We start from the raw sequence: 17,451 nt of genomic DNA on the forward strand, positions 1-17,451 counted from the left end.
CGGCGCCGCGCAGTTCGGCATGGCAGGGGCATGACACGGATTGATCGCCTCAGAACCCTTGGCCTGTTTTCGGCGCGGGTGCCCCGCTACACCTCCTACCCCACAGCCCCGGTATTCACCGATACCGTCGGTGCCACGCAACAGGCGCAGGGGCTGGCCGCGCTGGACCCCGACGTGCCGGTTTCGGTCTATCTGCATATCCCGTTCTGCGAGCGGCTGTGCTGGTTCTGCGCCTGCCGCACCCAGGGCACCCGCAGCCTGGCGCCGGTGGACCGCTACATCGACACGTTGGAGGCCGAGCTGACGCTGTTGCGCGACCTGCTGCCCGCCGGGCTGCGCATGGGACGGATGCATTGGGGCGGGGGCACGCCCACGATCCTGCGCCCGGCGCTGATCCGGCGGCTGGCCCATGCGGTGCAGGCAGTGCTGCCCCCGACGCCCGAGGCCGAATTCTCGGTCGAAATCGACCCGACCCTGGTCGATGCCGACAAGATCGCCGCCCTGGCGCAGGCCGGAATGACCCGCGCCAGCATCGGGGTGCAGGATTTCGACCCGCAGGTGCAGGCGGCGATAGGTCGAAGCCAACCCTTTGATATCACGCGCGATTGCGTGACCGAGCTGCGCGCGGCAGGGATTGCCTCGCTCAATGCCGACCTGGTCTATGGGCTGCCGCACCAGGACAGTGCCCGGCTGGAACGCACGTTGGACCAGGTGCTGTCGCTGGCGCCCGACCGGGTGGCGCTGTTCGGCTATGCGCATGTGCCGTGGATGGCGCGGCGGCAGGCCCTGATCGACGCCGAAACCCTGCCAGGCGAGGAAACACGCCACCAGCTGGCCCAGCAGGCCGCCCGCCGGTTTCGCCACGCCGGACTACAGCCCATCGGCATCGACCATTTCGCCCGCCCCTCCGACGGGTTGGCGCGGGCCGCGCAAGCCGGGCGGGTGCGGCGCAATTTCCAGGGTTACACCGATGACAGCTGCCCGACGCTGCTGGGGCTGGGGGCGTCCTCGATCTCGCGGCTGCCGGGGGGCTATGTGCAGAATGCCAGCGCCACGCCCGCCTATGCGCAGCGCATCGCAGCAGGGCAGCTGGCGGGCGCGCGCGGACACCTGATGAGCGGCGAAGACGCGTTGCGCGCCCGCGCGATCGAAATGCTGATGTGCGATTTCCACCTGGACCTGGCGGCGCTGCGCCGCGTTTTCGGCCCGAGCAGCGCCCGGCTGTTGCCCGATATCGCCCAGATCGCAGCGGAATTCGGCGACCTGGTCCGCGCCACGCCCGAGGGGCTGCGCATCGCGCCCGGCGGCCGGGTGCTGACCCGGATCATCGCCAGCCGCCTGGACCGGCATATCGCCGCGGGGGGCCGGTTCAGCCAGGCGTCGTGACCCGGCACCGACCAGCACCGCATGGGGCGGCGGGGCTGTGATCGGCCTTGGGCAGGACGCTGGGGGACGCTACGGCGTCCCCACCGGCGCCTCCGCCAGGTCATCCAGAATCGGGCAATCCGGCCGGTGGTCCCCGGCGCAGGACTGCACCAGCGCGGCCAGTGTGGCGCGCATGGATTGCAGCTGCGCGATCTTTTCGTCGATACGGTCCAGATGGCCCTGCGCCAGCTGCTTGACCTGCGCGCTTTCGCGGCCTCCATCCTCGTATAGCGCCAGAAGGTGGCGACATTCCTCGATGGTAAAGCCCAAGGCCCGTGCGCGCCCCAGGAACGCCAGCTTGTGCAGATCCGGCTCCGCGAAGGCGCGGTAGCCATTGGCGCTGCGCCCCGGTGTGATCAGGCCGATATCCTCGTAATAGCGGATGGTCTTGGCCGGCAGGCCGGACCGTTGGGCAACATCGCCGATATTCATGGCAGGCTCCTTTTCGCGTAATCTTCTTGGCCCCGGCGCAGTCATTATGCGCGCGCGGGCGCGGGCACGGCGGCGGCGGGAGTGCCAAGGTCGGCCCCGTCCTCCGCCATTGCGGGCGCGATGCGGCGCAGGCGCAGCGCGTTGCTCAGCACGAAGACCGAGGACAGCGCCATCGCTCCCGCCGCCAGCGCGGGCGACAGCAGCACCCCCCATGCGGGATAGAGCGCCCCTGCCGCCACCGGGATCAGCGCACCGTTGTAGGCAAAGGCCCAGAACAGGTTCTGCCGGATGTTGCGCAGCGTTCGGGCAGAGACCTCAACCGCGTTGACCACCCCGCGCAGATCGCCCGACATCAGCACCACGTCGGCGGATTCGATGGCCACATCGGTGCCGGTGCCGATGGCGATCCCGATGTCGGCATGGGCCAGCGCCGGCGCGTCGTTGATCCCGTCGCCGACAAAGGCCACGCGCCGTCCCTCCGCCCGCAACTGGTCCAGCGCGTCGACCTTGCCCTGAGGCAGGACATCGGCGATGACCCGGTCGATCCCGGTTTCGCGGGCGATGGCCCAGGCGGTTTCCGCCCGGTCGCCGGTGATCATCGCAACCTCAAGCCCGCGGGCGCGCAGGGCGGCAATGGCACTGCGACTGGCGGGTTTCACAGGATCGGCCACGCCCATCAGCGCCGCCACCCGGTCCCCCACCGCCGCGAAAACCACACCACGCCCCTGCGCCGCCAGCTCTGCCGCTTGGCCGGTCAGCGCGGACAGGTCGATCCCGGCGTCGGCCAGGAACCGCTCCGATCCGACACGCACGGACATGCCGTCCACCTGCGCCTGAACGCCCTGTCCGGTCACGCTGTCGAAATCGCGAATTTCGGGCAGGTCCAGCCCTTCGATCCGGGCGGCGCGCAGTACGGCCTGGGCCAGCGGGTGTTCGGACCGCGCCTCCACCGCCGCGATGCGGGCCAGCGTGTCGGCCCGCGCGAAACCCGGAGCCAGCTTCAGCTCTGTCAGGGCGGGACGGCCCTGGGTGAGGGTGCCGGTCTTGTCCAGCGCGACGATCTCCGCCCCCGCCAGGTGCTGCAATGCATCGCCCTTGCGAAACAGCACGCCCATCTGGGCGGCGCGCCCGGTGCCCACCATGATGGAGGTCGGCGTGGCCAGCCCCATGGCACAGGGACAGGCGATGATCAGCACCGACACCCCGGCCACCAGCGCATGGGTCAGCACCGGATCCGGGCCGAAGACCAGCCATGCCAGCCCGGTCAGCACCGCCACCGCCATCACGGCGGGCACGAACCACAGGGTGATGCGGTCAACCAGCCCCTGGATCGGAAGGCGCGCGCCCTGGGCGTCCGCCACCATGCGGACGATATGGGCCAGGGTCGTGTCGGCGCCGGTGCGGGTGACGCGGATTTGCAAGCTGCCGGTGCCGTTCATTGTACCCCCGGTGACCGCATCGCCGGGAGATTTCACGATCGGCGCAGCCTCCCCCGTCAACAAGCTTTCGTCGACGTGGCTGCGGCCCTCCGCGACCTCCCCGTCCACGGCGATCCGTTCTCCCGGATGGGCCAGAACCAGGTCGCCGGGTCGCACATCCTCCAGCGCGATTTCCTGTGTGCTGCCGTCGCTGGCCAGCCGCCGGGCGGTGGGTGCCTGAAGGTCCATCAACCCACGGATTGCCGCTCCGGTGCGGCCCTTGGCGCGGGCCTCCAGCGCGCGGCCCAGCAGGATCAGCACGACGATCACGGCGGCGGCCTCGAAATAGACGGCGCGCACCGCCTCGGGCAGAAGGCCGGGCAGAAAGGTTGCGACCACGGAATAGAGGTAGGCCGCGCCCGTCCCCACCGCGACCAGGCTGTTCATGTCCGGCGCCCCGCGCCATAGCGCCGGCAGCCCACGGGTGTAGAACATCCGCCCCGGCCCGGCCAGCACGGCGGTGGTCAACAGGAATTGCAGGCCCCAGGACATCTGCCGCCCGATGGTCGCATCGATCCAATGGTGCAGGGCAGGCGCGAGGTGGCCGCCCATCTCCATCACGAAGACCGGCAGGGTCAGGGCCAGCGCGATCCACAGTCGGCGCAACAGGGCGCTGGCCTCCCGCACCTTGCGGTCCGGCGCCTCGGCAGCGGCGGCAGACCCCTCTGCCAATTGCGCGGGATAGCCCGCGGCGGCGCTGGCCCGCGCCAGGTCGGCGCCGGTCAGCGCACCCTGCGCAAAGGTGACCTGCGCCGTCTCCGACGCCAGGTTCACCTGCGCCTCGATCACGCCGGGAACCGCGTTCAGCGCCCCTTGCACCCGCCCCACGCAGGAAGCGCAGGACATCGTCTCGATCCGCAGGATCCGCGTTTCGGATCGCGCCGGGTAGCCCACCTGATCCAGCGCGGCCATCGCGGCGCGCGCCGCATCCGCGCTCTCCACCGCGATGCGCGCGGTTTCAGAGGCCAGGTTGACGGAGACCTGCGTCACGCCAGCGACCTGCTGCAAGGCGCGATCGGCGCGCCCCACGCAGGACGCGCAGTTCATGCCGTCGATGGACAGCTGGAGGGTCGTGGTCATGTCAGGCTCCGTCACGGTCAACTGACACCCCATATGGAGGTTCCAGTTGCTGGAGGGTCAAGACGGTGCCGACATTATTTTTTGCCGCCCCGTTTCGCCGCCCCGCCCACGGCGCGCCCTCAAACCAGCGCCATCGCGATACCACTCAGCGCGGCCAGCAGGACCACCGCCCAGGGCGGCGCCTTCCAGGCCACCAGCAGCACAAAGCACAACGCGGCCAGCGCCAGATCCGTCATACCCGCCACGGAAGAAGTGAATACCGGCGAATAAAGCGCGGCCGCCAGGATCCCCACCACTGCCGCATTGGCGCCCTGCATCGCCGATTGCGCCCCCGTCATGCCGCGCATCCGCTCCCAGGCCGGCAGCGCCGCCGTCAGGATCAGAAAGCCCGGCAGAAACAGTGCCAGCAACGCGATGGCCGCCCCGATCATGCCGTCAGGCCCCGTCACCGTCACAACCCCAAGGTAGGCCGCGAAGGTGAACAGCGGCCCCGGTACCGCCTGCGCGGCACCGTAGCCCGCAAGGAATGCATCGGCGCCGACGCGCCCGGTCTGCACCAACTCCGCCTCCAGAAGCGGCAGGACCACGTGGCCGCCGCCAAAGACCAGCGCCCCCGCCCGGTAGAAGCTGTCGGCCAGGTTCCATCCCGCCGTCCAGCCAGGGGCCAGCCCTTGCGACAGGCCCGCCACGACGGGCAGGCCCAGCAGCAACCCGCCGAACAGCGCCGCCGCCAGCCCTGCCTGGCCCCGCGTGACCGGCATCGCCACGCGCCCCGCCGCCAGGGCCACGCTGTCCCGGCCTTTGCCCAGGAGCAGCCCGGCCAGCCCGCCGGTCACGATCGCCGCCACCATGCCCCAGGGTGCCGGCACCAGCGCCAGCAGCGCAATGGCCATCACGGCGATCAAGGCGCGCGCCCGATCAGGGCAGAGCTGCCGCGCCATGCCCAGCACCGCCTGCGCGACGATGGCCACGGCCACCAGTTTCAACCCATGCAACGCGCCCTGCCCGACCGGGCCGTCCAGCGCCGCCGCCCCCATGGCGAAAACCATCAGGATCAGGGCCGACGGCAGGGTAAAGGCGACAAAGGCGGCGATTGCCCCGCACCAGCCCGCCCGCATCATACCCAGGGCAAACCCGACCTGGCTGGAGGCCGGGCCCGGCAGAAACTGGCAAAGCGCCACCAGATCCGCATAAGCCGCGTCGGAAAGCCAGCCGCGACGGGTGACCAATTCTTCCCGAAAATAACCCAGATGGGCGACGGGACCGCCGAAACTGGTCAGGCCCAGCTTCAGAAAGGCGCCGAAAACTTCGCCGGGGCGCCCCTGCGCGACCGGAGGTGGTGTTGCGTTCATTCCGGCCGCTCCCGCCGCTGTTGAGACCGCGATGGGTAAAGCGGATTCCTCCCCGCAGAGCAATGGCATCGGCCAGTGTCATGGTGGCTTTTGCCATGTCGCGGACAGCGCGCCCCGCCCCGTCACCCCTGGTGGGCCGGGAAGATGCGGAGCATCTTGCTGTCGAACTCTGCCCAGGAGATCAGCGCCCGGTTGCCAGCCACGCCATGGTAATGCGACAGCCCCGTCACTGTCGGCAGCCCAGCCCAGATCCGGGCCAGGTTTTCCATGAAGCTGTGACGGGTGATCCGCCCGGCCAGGAAGGCGCTGTAACCCGCGTCCTCCAGCAGGATATCCGCCAGCCGGTCCTGCACGACACGGGTGAACATCGTGGCCCGGTCCAGCCCCGCCTCATCCACCAGCCGGCGCAGGGTCGCGGGGATGAACTGGTAGCGACCGATGGCATGGGGCTGGCCGGGCGTCTCTTCGATCCAGGCGTAGATCTCACCGATGGTCAGCTGCGTCGGCGCCAGGTGCGGTAGCCGCGTCGCGCCGTGCTGCACCGCGTCATAGCCGTCGCGCCGCGCCTCCGTGATACCGATCAGATGGCGCAGTCCGGCCGTCGGGCCGGATGCCAGCGGCAGGTCGTCGATCGCCCGGCGCGGGTCACCGGCCCGTTCCGGGACATGCAGCTTGATCTTGCTTGTCGCGCTGTCCGGCAGCAGGGAGAAACTGACATCACCGCCGCCGAATGCCGCCGAATTGAGGATGGAAAATTCCTCCGCCCGGGCAAGGGGGGCCACCAGGATGCCGACGAGGGAAAGAAGTAGAGCGGTCCTATTGAAGGGCATTCTGCGAACTCCATGAATGAAAAAGATCATTGGGGAAGTCTGCCTGTCAGCGGTGCCGATCTCACTCGTGCAGCCGGTCAGTTGGCGCGGCGAAAGTATAGGCGATCCGGCGAAGGCATAGGGTTCGCGCCCGTTGCGCCACGCCCTTGCCCCGCCGGGCCGACGTCGCGCGCCGACCTGCGCCCCCTCCCGGTCGCGCCCGGCCAGGGGTTGCGCAGAACACGGTCGGGCCGCGCCGGACGGGAGGTTCCGGCGCGGCGCCTGCATCGGGATCAGCCGTTCAGTTCCCCAGGAACCCGTCCAGCTGATCCCAAAGCGAATTGTCAAAGAGCAGGTTCAGGCGCAGGTAAAACCCATCCTGATAAAGTTCCTCCTGACCCGCGACACGGCCCGATGCGTGGTTGTAGCCGACCGCCAGCATCGTGTTGCGGCGCGGTGAGAAACCCAGCTCCGCCCCGACCCCGCCGGTGGAATTCCCTGCATCGTCCCACAGGCGCGCGGCATTCACGCCGAACTGGAACCGGTCGTCGCCGAACTCATAATTCACCCCTGCCTGAATTAACTGGGTGGTCGACGCGACTTCCGCCCCGGTATCGATCGCGGTCCCCTGGACCTGACCGGCATATTTGCCATTCAGACGCAGGTCGGCACTGACCTCGTAGGTGGCATCGACCGACCACAAATGCGCCGAATTGCGGCCGGCGCGTTTCTCCAGCCGGCGCTCATACCAGCCCAGGACCTCCAGCCGGGGGTCCTCGACCGGGCGATAGGAAACGCCAGCCCGGACCCGAAGGCGGGTGCGGTCCTGATCATTGCGGTCGTCCACGGCCAGCCGCGTGCGGCCCAGCACCGTCAGATCGGGAGAGACGCGCCCGGCCAGGCCGAGATTGGCGTAATGCGTCCGCCCGGTTTCCTCGTAGGTGGTTTCCAGATCGGCATCCCCGACCCAGCGGCTGTTGGCGGATTCCCATTTCGCCCCCAACGCGACGCTGGTGAGGGTGTGTTCATTCGCCTCCATCCGGCGGGAATGTTCGATCCCGGCGGTAACGCTCAGCAGATCGGAGGGCGCCCAACGGGCCGCCAGCTGCTGGTTCAGAGTGGCGTCCAGGTCGGCCGCGCCACGGCTAAGTTCAGTCTGGCCGGAAAGCCATTCGTTCAGATCATAGGAAAACCCGAGGCGGGAGTGACTGGCGATCCGATCCTCCCCGAAGGTCAGTTCGACCTCGTTGAAGGCGCGCCAGCCATTGCGTGTCTCCCGGTTCATGTTCAAGGTCAGCCGGGTCGCCGTTTTCTCGCCCGCCACCGGCAGGCGCAGCCGGGCCTCCATTACCGTGCCGGGCCGGTTGCGCGGGGTCCAGTTGGCGCCGAGGATCAGATTGGTGCTGGCCGTGCGGTCATCGGCGCGCAGATCGCGGCGGTATTCCAGCCCCAGGCTGCCGCGCAGGCGGTTGCTGAACTGCCGGGTGTAGTCGGCCTCCACGGACAGGCGTTCGCTGGCGTTGATCCGGTCGCGGGTGAATTCGGCGGCGAATGTCAGCTCGTCCCGGCGATTGATCTCCTGTCCATAGCGCAGGCGCAGCTGGCTTGTCCCGGCACGGGCCAGCCCACCACGGGCGCTGAAGTTGCGGCCGCTATGGATCGCCTCAACGCTGAAGCGCCGTGTCTCGGTCTTGAGATGGTAGGACAGCCTGCCTGCGGTATCGACCACGCCTGCCGCGTTTTCGGAGCGGGCGACCTCGGCCTCCCAGGCGCCGCCGGTGCCGCGATCATGTCGGATATAGGCCGATTGCAGCCGCTCCCGCGCCGGATTGTCACGGGGGGCATCGGCATGAACAGCGCGCAGGCCGATGCGGGTGCGATCGCCCAGCGCCTGGTTCACCTCGCCACCGTAAAGCCAGTAGCGGTCGGCATCGGCGCCCTCGACCTCGTAGGTGATGCGGATCGAAACCGGGTTGCCCTCCGCATCGAACTGGCGCACCGGCGCGTCGAAAGTGATGGTGTTGCGGAAGTAATCCAACAGGTAGTCGGTGCCCCGGCGGAGGGCACGGGTTTCCAGTATGTCGCCACCGTCCTCGTCGCGCACCAGCAGCTCCACCCGTTCCGTGCCCTGGACATAGCCGCCCAGGTCCAGATCGTAGGGTCCGGAGATCCCGCGCCCGGCGAATTCGGTGCTCGCCTGTTCCTGCGCGGTGCGCGCACCGAACAAGGTGACCGATACGCGGTCGTTTTCCCAATGCGCCTTGGCCCCGGTGGCCACGCGACGCAGCCCGCCCAGCCGGAAGGCGGAACTTTCAGGTTCGATGGCAATATCGCCATACAGGATGTGGGAACGCCCCTTCTCCACCTTCACGTAAAGATTGCCCGATGATTGCGCATCGGCGCCGCGTTCGGAGGTGTCGCCATAGACGGGGTAATATTCATCGCCCTGGATATCACGGAACAATCGGTCCTCGGTATCGCGGTCGGAGGAATAGCGCAGGGTCAGCAGCGCCTCCCCCCGGATCACCCCCTTGAGGTACAACTCTCCGCGCAGGCCGGTGGTCGTGTCCTCGAAGGAGGAAAAGCGTCCCTGTTCCAGCAAGGCATCGCCCGATCCGCCCAGCGCCACGGCGCCTTCAATGACACCGATCAGGATGCGTTCATCAAGGTCGGGGGTAAAGGTGATTGCCGCCTCGCTCTCTCCCATGGTGCCGGTCACGGTGATCAGGTCGGGGCCTGAAGTCTGCGGCGGGATCAGATCGAACGTCGCCTCCCCGTTATCGAGATAGGCTTGAATGCCGGGGGTACCGGGGCGGATATCCACCACGTCCCACAACGCGCGGGTCGCATCCAGCGTGACGGTACCAGAGGCCGGAACCGGCAGGCCGCGCGCATCCAGCGCCCGCACCACGACCGGCACGATGCTGGCGGGGTTGGCTGAGGCGGTTTCCGGCAGGATAATGTCGAACCGGGCGGGCTGGCCCGGGGCGATCACGCGGATCTCGTGGCGCAGACGTTCGATCCCGAAGCCGTCGCGCCCGACCAGGGTCAGTCGGTTCGTACCGGCGTCAAGTTTCACCGCGACGAAATCCAGCGCCTGTAGATTGCCTGCCTCCCAGCTGGTGCGCTCGCCGATGCGATCGGCGTCCAGCGCCCGCCCATTCACCAACAGCGACAGCGTCAGATCGGCCTTCCCCTTGACCCGAATGTTCTGGCTGCGGCGCATCACGGTCTCTCCGTCCGCCAGGTCGACGAAGCCGGGTGTCGTGTCCATGCCGCGCACAAGCGCCTCCAGCGGTTGCCGGCGCTGGGCCTCCCGAGCCTTGCGGGTCAGCCCCTCCGCGCGGGTTTCCGCGTCGGCGGCATTGTCTCCGGGCGTCCCCTCCGCGGCAGGGGGCGTATCATCCAGGGTCTCGGCGAACATGTCCGGCGTCATCTGGCGCGTGGTGGCAATCCCCGCCTCGTTGCGGGCGGAGCGTTGCGGGGCGCGCCGCGCTTCGATCGGAAGGTCGGCGGCGGTCAGGCTGTCGGGCCCGTCCTGCGCGACCATCTGAACCTGGCGGGCAGCGACCTCGGCCATGGCGGCGGGGGTACAGGCCGTCACGGCAAAATGCTCTGCCCGCAGCTCGCCCCGGCGCAAGGGCACCAGGCGGGAGCCGCCGCGCCCCAGGTCATTTGTCCGGGTCACGGTGACCTCGGTGCCGCGCGGCAGGGTTTCCTCCTGCAGGAGAAAGGCATGGGTGACCGGGCGCAGACCGTAAAGAGAATATTTGCCATCCTTGTCCGTAACGACGGACAATCCCTCTTGCGTGACGATGCGGATGCCGGGGATGCCGGGTTCGTCTTGGGGGCCGCGGATGCCATCGGCGTCGCAATCCATGAAGACAGATCCGATCACGCCGCCCTGCCGGGAAAAGACCCCACCGCTGTTGTCCAGCCGCAGAACAGAGCGCGCCGTCTGCGATTGGCGCAGCGTGCCGGTGCCCGCCTGGCGACCGCTGAGGATCGCCGTATTCTCGTTCCGCCCCTCGCGTGCTGCGGCGGTATATTGCATGACATAGCGCAACTCGTGCTGAGCCAGTGGCGCCAGCCTGTCCAGTTGGAACACCAGATCACCGCTGCCATCCCGGATTGGATCCGGCATCCCCTGCGCATCCAGGGCGACGGACCCCGGCACCAGCCGCGCGCCAAACGGCGGCCGGTCCAGCAATTCCGCAGCCATCAACGCCTGGTTCATGTTGTTGGTCAGGGTCAGGGTGTAGGTGACGAACTCACCATGGCCGACCTGCTCGCGATCTGCCGTCTTCGCAAGGGAGAGGGCGGCGCCGTAATGCGGATCCACCGGGATGTCGGAGACAAAGATCGCCCCGCCCCCATGGCGGAACGGCTGCCCGAACCCGGCATCTGCCACCCGCCGGCCATAGCCCGCGAAATCGCCCCGCACAGTGGGGAAGTTCCACGCATCGCTGCCCACCACGTCATAGCGGTAAGTCCCGGGGGCAACATCCTCGAACGAGAAAAAGCCTCGTTCGTCGGTAACCCGCCGGTCGATTTCGCGCCCGGTCGTGGCGTCCATCAGCGCCACGGCACCACCTTCGACGGCCTGGTTGGTCAGCGCGTTGAACACGAAATTGCCCGGCGTGATGAACAGCTGGTCATCGACGCGCAGCCCGTCACAGACGCTTTCGGCATAGAGCATGTCGCCATTGTCGGTCGCCACGACATTGTCGCCCTCCGCCGCGCGATCCATCCTGGCCAGGGGCACCGCCGGGGTCAGGAAGACCCCTGTGGTCGGGCCGGTTTCCACTGCCGTCACCCGCTCGATATCGCCGGTCAGATTGCCCAGGATGGTGATCATCGCGCTGTCGACCTGTTCGGTCACATCGCAGCGGTCAAAGCTCAGCCGCAGGCGGGTGTCAAAGCCGGGCGCGTTGGTTTCCTCCTCCTCGCCGGTGGTGGAATTCACGTATTGCAGCTCGCCCGGGATCGTGCCGTCGCGTTCATGCAGCGTGGTGTTGGAGGACAGGGTGAGCGTCGTCCCCTCCTGGGCCAGGTAGGTCTCTGCCGTGTTGCGGATGATCAGGGCTGCGTCATTGTCCGGCAACCGGACGGTGAAGGCCACGTCGCTGGACCGGCCCACGGGAAAGGCCCCCTCGTGCAGGAAGGCGATGGCATCGACATCCGCAAGCCGGGCGGGCAGCTGATCGGTGTAATCCTGTGGCGCCTCCCCCGCGAGATGATAGAGCACGCGCAGTCCGCCCGCCGCGTCGAGAGTGTGAAAAGTCACCTCGCCCGGCAGCGGGTCGCGCAGCAGCACGCCGCTGACCGACAGGCCGTTCACCCGCAACGGCGCGCCATCCAGGTTGTCGTAGGCGGCGATCGAAACATCGGAATTGTTGCGCAGCCGCAGGTCGTAGCGCAGGTAGGTCGTATCCCCATCACGGCGCAGCATTTGCTGTTTTTCCAGGGTCAGGGTGCCGGAGACGATGCGCGACAGACCCGACGCCTGCCCTGTGAGTTGCAGGTTGCCCTGGCCAGTCACCGCCCTGGCATTGGCCACCAGGACAGAGCGCATGTTGACGCCGGCCGTCGCGGCGGCGGACACCCGGAAGGCATAGATCAGGCGCAGCGTTTCACCGGGGACCATCGTCACGAAGGTATCGGGGCCGATGGCAGGGTCGCTGGCATCGACAACGCCGTTCCGGTTCAGATCATGCACCAGCGACCCGTCTGCCAGTAGCCCGGACCCGGCGAGGTCACGGACCTCCAGCAGGGTTTCCAGCGGGACGTTGCCGGTATTCGTGACCTCGAAATGGTATTCGGCCATGGCGCCACGGGTCAGCAGCAGTTCGGAGCCGCCGGCGACATCCAGCGCGGGCACCGATCCCACCTCCGCCTCCACCGGGTTGGAACGGATCGTCTCGATGATGCCCAGAGCGGCGTTGAAATAGGTGATTTCCGCGATGTTGCGGATGAGCGTACCCGCCGGGACCGGATCGGCCATCAGCGGGCGGGGAAACAGAACAAGCACCAGAACAACGAGATGGACGAAATTTTCCGCGCACAGGACGACTGTTTGAAGAAGGCTGCGCATCAGCTTGCTCCGTGGAATGAGAGGGGAGAGGCAGGTGGGTGGCGCCCCCGAAAGAGGGGGTCGGGGGCGCCGGGTTCGCTTACTCGTTCACTTTCACCGTGAATTCCAACCGTGCGAACCCACCGGGAAGGATGGTGCCATGGCTGCTCGACACGCTGGTCGAGGAGGCGCTGGAGGTGCTTCCACCGGGGAAGACGGTCCTTGCGCAGGCTCCACCGCAATCGGTGATGGTGGTGTAGGCCGGTGCCGCGTCTGAAATCGTGACGTTGGAGGCATCGGCGGTTCCGGTATTCTCCGCCTCGACGCGGTAGCGGATACACTGGCCCTGCTCCACGTCCTGGCGGGTCTTGGTTAAGACCCCCGCGGCGCCGGTGCAGGTGGGGTCGACATATTGGTACTTCGTCAGGGTCACGTCACCCGAGACGATCACCACCCGATCTTCCACCGCGTTGTTGGTGGTATCCCCGTCTGTGGCGGTGCCGCCGTTCAGGCTGCTGCCCAGGGCAAGGGTGCCGATCTCGGACACGCCGCTGGTGGAGGTGGAGGGCGTCTGTACCCGGTAGATCACCGAAACGCTCTCTCCCGGGGCGAGGCCGCCGGCAATATCGGAGAAGTTGTCGATGACGGTTTCCGCCGGATCGACTACGCCATCGCCATCGGCATCCAGGAAAATGGCCCCGGAGAAGTTGGTCAGTCCGGTTTCGGTGATGGACCCTTCGGTGACCGTCACGTTCCCGTTGTTGGTGATCGTGTGCAGCATGTCGACGATCCCGCCGGGCGCTGCCTGGGCGTTCTGGTCGTCGATGATCTGGACGTCATGCACCGCGTTGACCGCCACCTGGTTGACGATCCGGTCGCCCTGCCCCGACACGGCGGAAACGATGGCGATATCGATGGGCGTATTGCCCGGCGCGGCATTTTCATCGGGTGTGATGATCACCTGGAAGGTCTTGCTGTCCCCGGCGGGAATGGTGCCGGTGTTGGACACCAGGGTGCCGTCGGTCAGTCGGAATTCAGCCGTCCAGCCGGTCGGCAGGGCCTGGGCGAGAGAGATGTTGTAGCTTTCGGAATTCGGTCCTTCATTTTCCACCAGCATGTCGAAGGTCACCGGGACACCGGGATCCGTCGACGTGCTGATCCAGGGGTTGGCGCCATTGGTGGGGAAGGCCCCGTCGCCCCGCGCGGTCGGATCCGTGTTTTCCAGATCCACGGCTGCCGCCAGAACCGCACCGGTGAATTCCGCGGTCGAGGTGTCTGATACGCCGGAGCCGTCGGAGGTGGTGGTCAGTGTCGCGGTGTAGGCCGCCGCAGCGGTCGGGGTGACATCGCTCGGCAGTGTGGCCAGCAGCGTCACCTTGGCGCTCTCCCCGATGGCAAGCGGCCCGACGGAGCCGATGACGGGCGTCACGCCGTCCGCCCCGACAAAGCGGAAGGTGGTGCCCGCCGGGAAATCGACATTGTCCACGGCGACAGACAGGCTGTCGGCTTCGTTTGACAGGTTGGTCAGGACGAATTCCTGACGGATCGTGCCGCCTTGGTAGACGTCGGTGGTTTCGGTCACGATATCGTTGTTGAACGTATCGTCATCGGTGGCCGAGGTGGTGGCGAGGTTGGGCGATCCGTCGGAATTGATCGCGGTATCCGCGATGGCGACGGAATATTCATTGTCCACCGTGACCGATGCCGTGTTCGACGGCGGGAAGATGACGCCATCGACTTCCTGGGTGGCGGTGTTGGGAATGATCCCCGCATTGGCGGTACTTGCGATCACCGCCTCGAAGGTCACGCTGCCCGACCGGCCGGAGCCGACAGAGGACAGGGTGAAGTTGACCGTCTGGGTGTCGTCGTAATCCCAGGCGATCGTCTCTCCCGACCCGTTGGTGCCATCGACGGCCGTGGTTGCATTGTCATCGTCCAGAACGCCCGGAGCATCGGACCACCTGGCACTGTCCTCGACATAGAGCAGGTTGGCGTCCAGGACGTCCTCGACCACATAGTTGTTGGCGGCGGTCAGGCCGGTGCTGGAATAGGTCAGGGTGATGGTGACCGTATCGCCCGCATCGACGATGGAGGGATCCCCGCCGGAACTGGCATCGACATTCATCGACTTGACCAGTTCGACGATGGCATCGTTGGAAATCGTCAGCGTATCGGTATTGGCCGCCGTCACCGTGTTGGTCAGTGCGGAGGTTGCGACCACCGCGATCGTCTCGTCTCCGGTGGCATTGGAGGCGACCGCCGCCTCGATCACGACGCCGAATTGTTCGCCGGGCGCCAGGGTCGGCGTGGTCGTGATGGCAGTGGCGCTGTCGGCGACGCCATCCATATCCGCATCCGGGTAGAACACCAGCTGCGTGGTATCCAGCGTGCCGGAGCCGTTCTCGGTCGCCGTCAGGTCAAAGCTGTCGGGACCGTTGCCATCGTTGGTGATGATGTGTGGCAGGAAGGCCTTGCCGCCCGGGGCGATCGTCTCGTCATTGTCGGAGGTCAGGGTGACCCCTGCGACCTGCTGCACGATCGTCTCGACGGTGTTGGAGGTCACGGTGATCGTGTCACCCGAAGCGTTGAGATAGGTCGCGACGGCCTGGTTGCCGATCACCGATCCCGCCTCGGGCGTATTTGCGTAGGCCGCGGCGCCGATGACGGCACAGACCGCCCCCGCGCTGGCCGAGCGCATGAAGAAATTATGATAAGACACTGATATGATCCCTCTGTTCCAGGATAGGGTTTGAATGGATGCCCGGGGTGGCCCGCGTGCGGGCCGGCCGGGCCGGTCAATTGACCCGGCCCACCGGGTCGGACGGTCGTCAGTCGATCCGGACGCGGTAGGTGTTCAGGGCCACGTCTCCGGCTTCGAGCGGTTCAAGCAGGGTCCAGCGCACGGCGGCGATTGCCGCTTCGGGGAGGGGTTCCTCCACGAGGTTGCCCGCCGCGTCGTAAACCTTGCGCATTGCGGGGTACGTCGACCATTCGCGGCCGGCACGGTCGGGGTCCAGGTCGGCCTGAACTTCGAACAGGGCGGGTACGGAGGTCGTCTCCCCACCGATGGTGAGCGAGACGCCGTTGGGCACCGGGGCTGCGATGACCAGGCCGGACAGGTCCGCGTCGGTCATGTTTTCGTGGCGCAGCTGGTAATGAATCACCTCGCCCGGGCGCACGCTGCCACGTTCCACGAGGCGTTCCGCACCGTCCGCGCCGGTTTCCACCACGCGGAAGGAGAAGTCGCTGGACAGAGCCTCCGCCGCCGCTGGCATTGCGGCACAGGAGAGGAGGATCCCGGCAAGCGCGGCACGGGTCGATCTGGGGGAGTAATTGAACATGTATGCCTTCCCTTTGAGGCCGGACCACGGACCGGCGATTGAATCAGGGCCGTTCGGGTTTCGAACTGCCTTGACCCATCCTTTCCCGGTCGGCCCTCAAATGCATTTGCCCATAGGGTTAAAAGCCCGAGCGTGCAGGCAGCCCCCTATGCGAAAGGATAGGGACGCCTATCGGACTGGAATGCCTTGCACTTCGTTCGGCGGAAGACGCGGCGGCAGACGCGATTGAATTACGGCGCATTCTGGCCGCCAATTCCTGGAATATTCCCGTGATTTGACTGATTGTTCGACGCGATCATGGTGCAACCCGCGCCAAGCGCCTGCAACGCAGGCCCAGGCCCGTGGTGCAACCAAGCTGCACTTTCCTGCGGCCGGCCCTCTCGGCCCCACGTCCAGAACACCGGCCGATCAGAACGAATGGTCCCGCGATCCGGTTGGCGACATTTTACGGAGAACAAAGCCCACGGCAAAGAATGGTCAGCTCTTGCGGATTCGCCCCGAAAAATCCGAAACGTGAATCGAGGACCGATCGGCATTGGCGACGGAAACCCCGCCCGCAGGACTCACCGCCGAATACCAAAAATGGCGCCACAAAAAGAGACGTCCACTTCCATTACAAATTTCGAAGAAATGCCATTAATTTGGCAATTCGCGCGCGCTTACATGAAGCCGGCGTCCCGGGCGATCATGGCGGCGTCGGTGCGGTTCTTGGCGTCCAGCTTTCTACACAGCGTCTTGACGTGCAACTTGATCGTGACCTCCTGAAGATCCAGCTCCCGCGCGATCTCCTTGTTGGACTTGGCACCGATCAGACCGCGCAGAACCTGCTTCTCCCGATCCGACAAGGCCTTTTCGAAATCGGTTTCCTCGGGTCCATCCTTGCCGGACATGAAACTGACGGGGGCATAGATTTCCCCCGCGGCCATGAAGCGCACCGCATTGACCAGCGATTTCGCCGGCAACGTCTTGGGCAGGAAACCGATGGCCCCCATTTCCAACGCCTGTTCCGCCACCAGCCGCGTCGCAGTGCCCGAGATCAGGCCGACAGGCTTGCCGTCATTGGCGTCCAGAGCGGCTTGCAACCCCTCCAGCCCCTTCATGCCGGGCATGGTATAGTCCAGCAGCACCAGGTCGAAGGGCCCCTGCCCGTTGATCAGGTCCAGCGCCTCCTGAAGATCGCTGGCCGCAACCGTGGTGCTGCCACCATCGGCGTCAAGAAACATCGCGATCGTCTCGCGCACCATGTCGTGATCGTCGGCGATCAGAATGTTCAGCGTCATCAGCGGGACTCCTGGGGGATGTACTGCCATTGGTACAGAAAGACCCGGATGATGCATAGTCCGGGCCGCGTCGTGATAGAACAATCGCTCCTCCGTAGCGTAGCTATCCATAGGGATAGGCAAACTGTTCACTTGCCCATTCTGCCGCAATGCCGCTGTCCCCTAGAGTATATATGGAGAA

At 66.6% G+C, this 17,451-nt stretch carries 9 protein-coding genes; 1 reads left to right on the forward strand and 8 read right to left on the reverse strand.

Translation table 11 applies throughout. From position 1 onward, the window contains the following. Window positions 1-30: 30 nt before the first annotated feature. The gene (gene hemN / locus G5A46_RS15590; protein WP_163850848.1) at window positions 31-1,386 is read left to right on the forward strand and encodes an oxygen-independent coproporphyrinogen III oxidase; all 1,356 of its coding nucleotides are present in this window, start codon (window positions 31-33) and stop codon (window positions 1,384-1,386) included. A gap of 69 nt (window positions 1,387-1,455) precedes the next feature. Here the strand turns inward: hemN and cueR are convergent, their stop codons facing one another. The 8 genes from cueR to G5A46_RS15630 all read right to left on the reverse strand — a co-directional run bounded on the left by cueR (window position 1,456) and on the right by G5A46_RS15630 (window position 17,270). Next, window positions 1,456-1,857, reverse strand: a complete 402-nt coding sequence (cueR, locus tag G5A46_RS15595; protein ID WP_163850850.1) for a Cu(I)-responsive transcriptional regulator — start codon at window positions 1,855-1,857, stop codon at window positions 1,456-1,458. Between the two features lie 44 nt (window positions 1,858-1,901). Continuing rightward, on the reverse strand, window positions 1,902-4,415 hold the full coding sequence (locus tag G5A46_RS15600) for a heavy metal translocating P-type ATPase (RefSeq protein WP_163850852.1): 2,514 nt from the start codon (window positions 4,413-4,415) through the stop codon (window positions 1,902-1,904). Window positions 4,416-4,534: 119 nt separating this feature from the next. Continuing rightward, complete coding sequence (gene chrA / locus G5A46_RS15605; protein WP_163850854.1) at window positions 4,535-5,767, reverse strand: chromate efflux transporter; 1,233 nt, start codon at window positions 5,765-5,767, stop codon at window positions 4,535-4,537. 122 nt (window positions 5,768-5,889) lie between these two features. Further along, window positions 5,890-6,597 carry a lysozyme family protein gene (locus G5A46_RS15610; protein WP_163850856.1) on the reverse strand — a complete coding sequence of 236 codons (708 nt, stop codon included), beginning with the start codon at window positions 6,595-6,597 and terminating at the stop codon, window positions 5,890-5,892. 280 nt (window positions 6,598-6,877) lie between these two features. Further along, a complete protein-coding gene (locus G5A46_RS15615; RefSeq protein WP_163850858.1) occupies window positions 6,878-12,670 on the reverse strand; it encodes a DUF11 domain-containing protein in 5,793 nt (1,930 codons plus the stop codon). Window positions 12,671-12,749: 79 nt separating this feature from the next. Next, window positions 12,750-15,368, reverse strand: coding sequence for a beta strand repeat-containing protein (locus G5A46_RS15620; RefSeq protein ID WP_239520985.1), 2,619 nt, complete (start codon window positions 15,366-15,368; stop codon window positions 12,750-12,752). 109 nt (window positions 15,369-15,477) lie between these two features. Continuing rightward, window positions 15,478-15,990, reverse strand: coding sequence for a hypothetical protein (locus G5A46_RS15625; RefSeq protein WP_163850860.1), 513 nt, complete (start codon window positions 15,988-15,990; stop codon window positions 15,478-15,480). A 659-nt stretch (window positions 15,991-16,649) separates the two neighbouring features. Then, window positions 16,650-17,270, reverse strand: coding sequence for a response regulator transcription factor (locus tag G5A46_RS15630; RefSeq protein ID WP_163850862.1), 621 nt, complete (start codon window positions 17,268-17,270; stop codon window positions 16,650-16,652). Between the last annotated feature and the right edge of the window lie 181 nt (window positions 17,271-17,451).

The organism is Pseudooceanicola aestuarii, from assembly GCF_010614805.1.
In the GTDB taxonomy this organism is placed as follows: Bacteria; Pseudomonadota; Alphaproteobacteria; order Rhodobacterales; family Rhodobacteraceae; genus Pseudooceanicola; species Pseudooceanicola aestuarii.

What these genes read in the sequence shown, in the direction of transcription:
- G5A46_RS15615 (WP_163850858.1), bottom strand. Translation starts at nt 12,670, where the DNA reads ATGCGCAGCCTTCTTCAAACAGTCGTCCTGTGCGCGGAAAATTTCGTC.
- chrA (WP_163850854.1), bottom strand. Translation starts at nt 5,767, where the DNA reads ATGAACGCAACACCACCTCCGGTCGCGCAGGGGCGCCCCGGCGAAGTT.
- G5A46_RS15600 (WP_163850852.1), bottom strand. Translation starts at nt 4,415, where the DNA reads ATGACCACGACCCTCCAGCTGTCCATCGACGGCATGAACTGCGCGTCC.
- G5A46_RS15630 (WP_163850862.1), bottom strand. Translation starts at nt 17,270, where the DNA reads ATGACGCTGAACATTCTGATCGCCGACGATCACGACATGGTGCGCGAG.
- cueR (WP_163850850.1), bottom strand. Translation starts at nt 1,857, where the DNA reads ATGAATATCGGCGATGTTGCCCAACGGTCCGGCCTGCCGGCCAAGACC.
- hemN (WP_163850848.1), top strand. Translation starts at nt 31, where the DNA reads ATGACACGGATTGATCGCCTCAGAACCCTTGGCCTGTTTTCGGCGCGG.
- G5A46_RS15625 (WP_163850860.1), bottom strand. Translation starts at nt 15,990, where the DNA reads ATGTTCAATTACTCCCCCAGATCGACCCGTGCCGCGCTTGCCGGGATC.
- G5A46_RS15610 (WP_163850856.1), bottom strand. Translation starts at nt 6,597, where the DNA reads ATGCCCTTCAATAGGACCGCTCTACTTCTTTCCCTCGTCGGCATCCTG.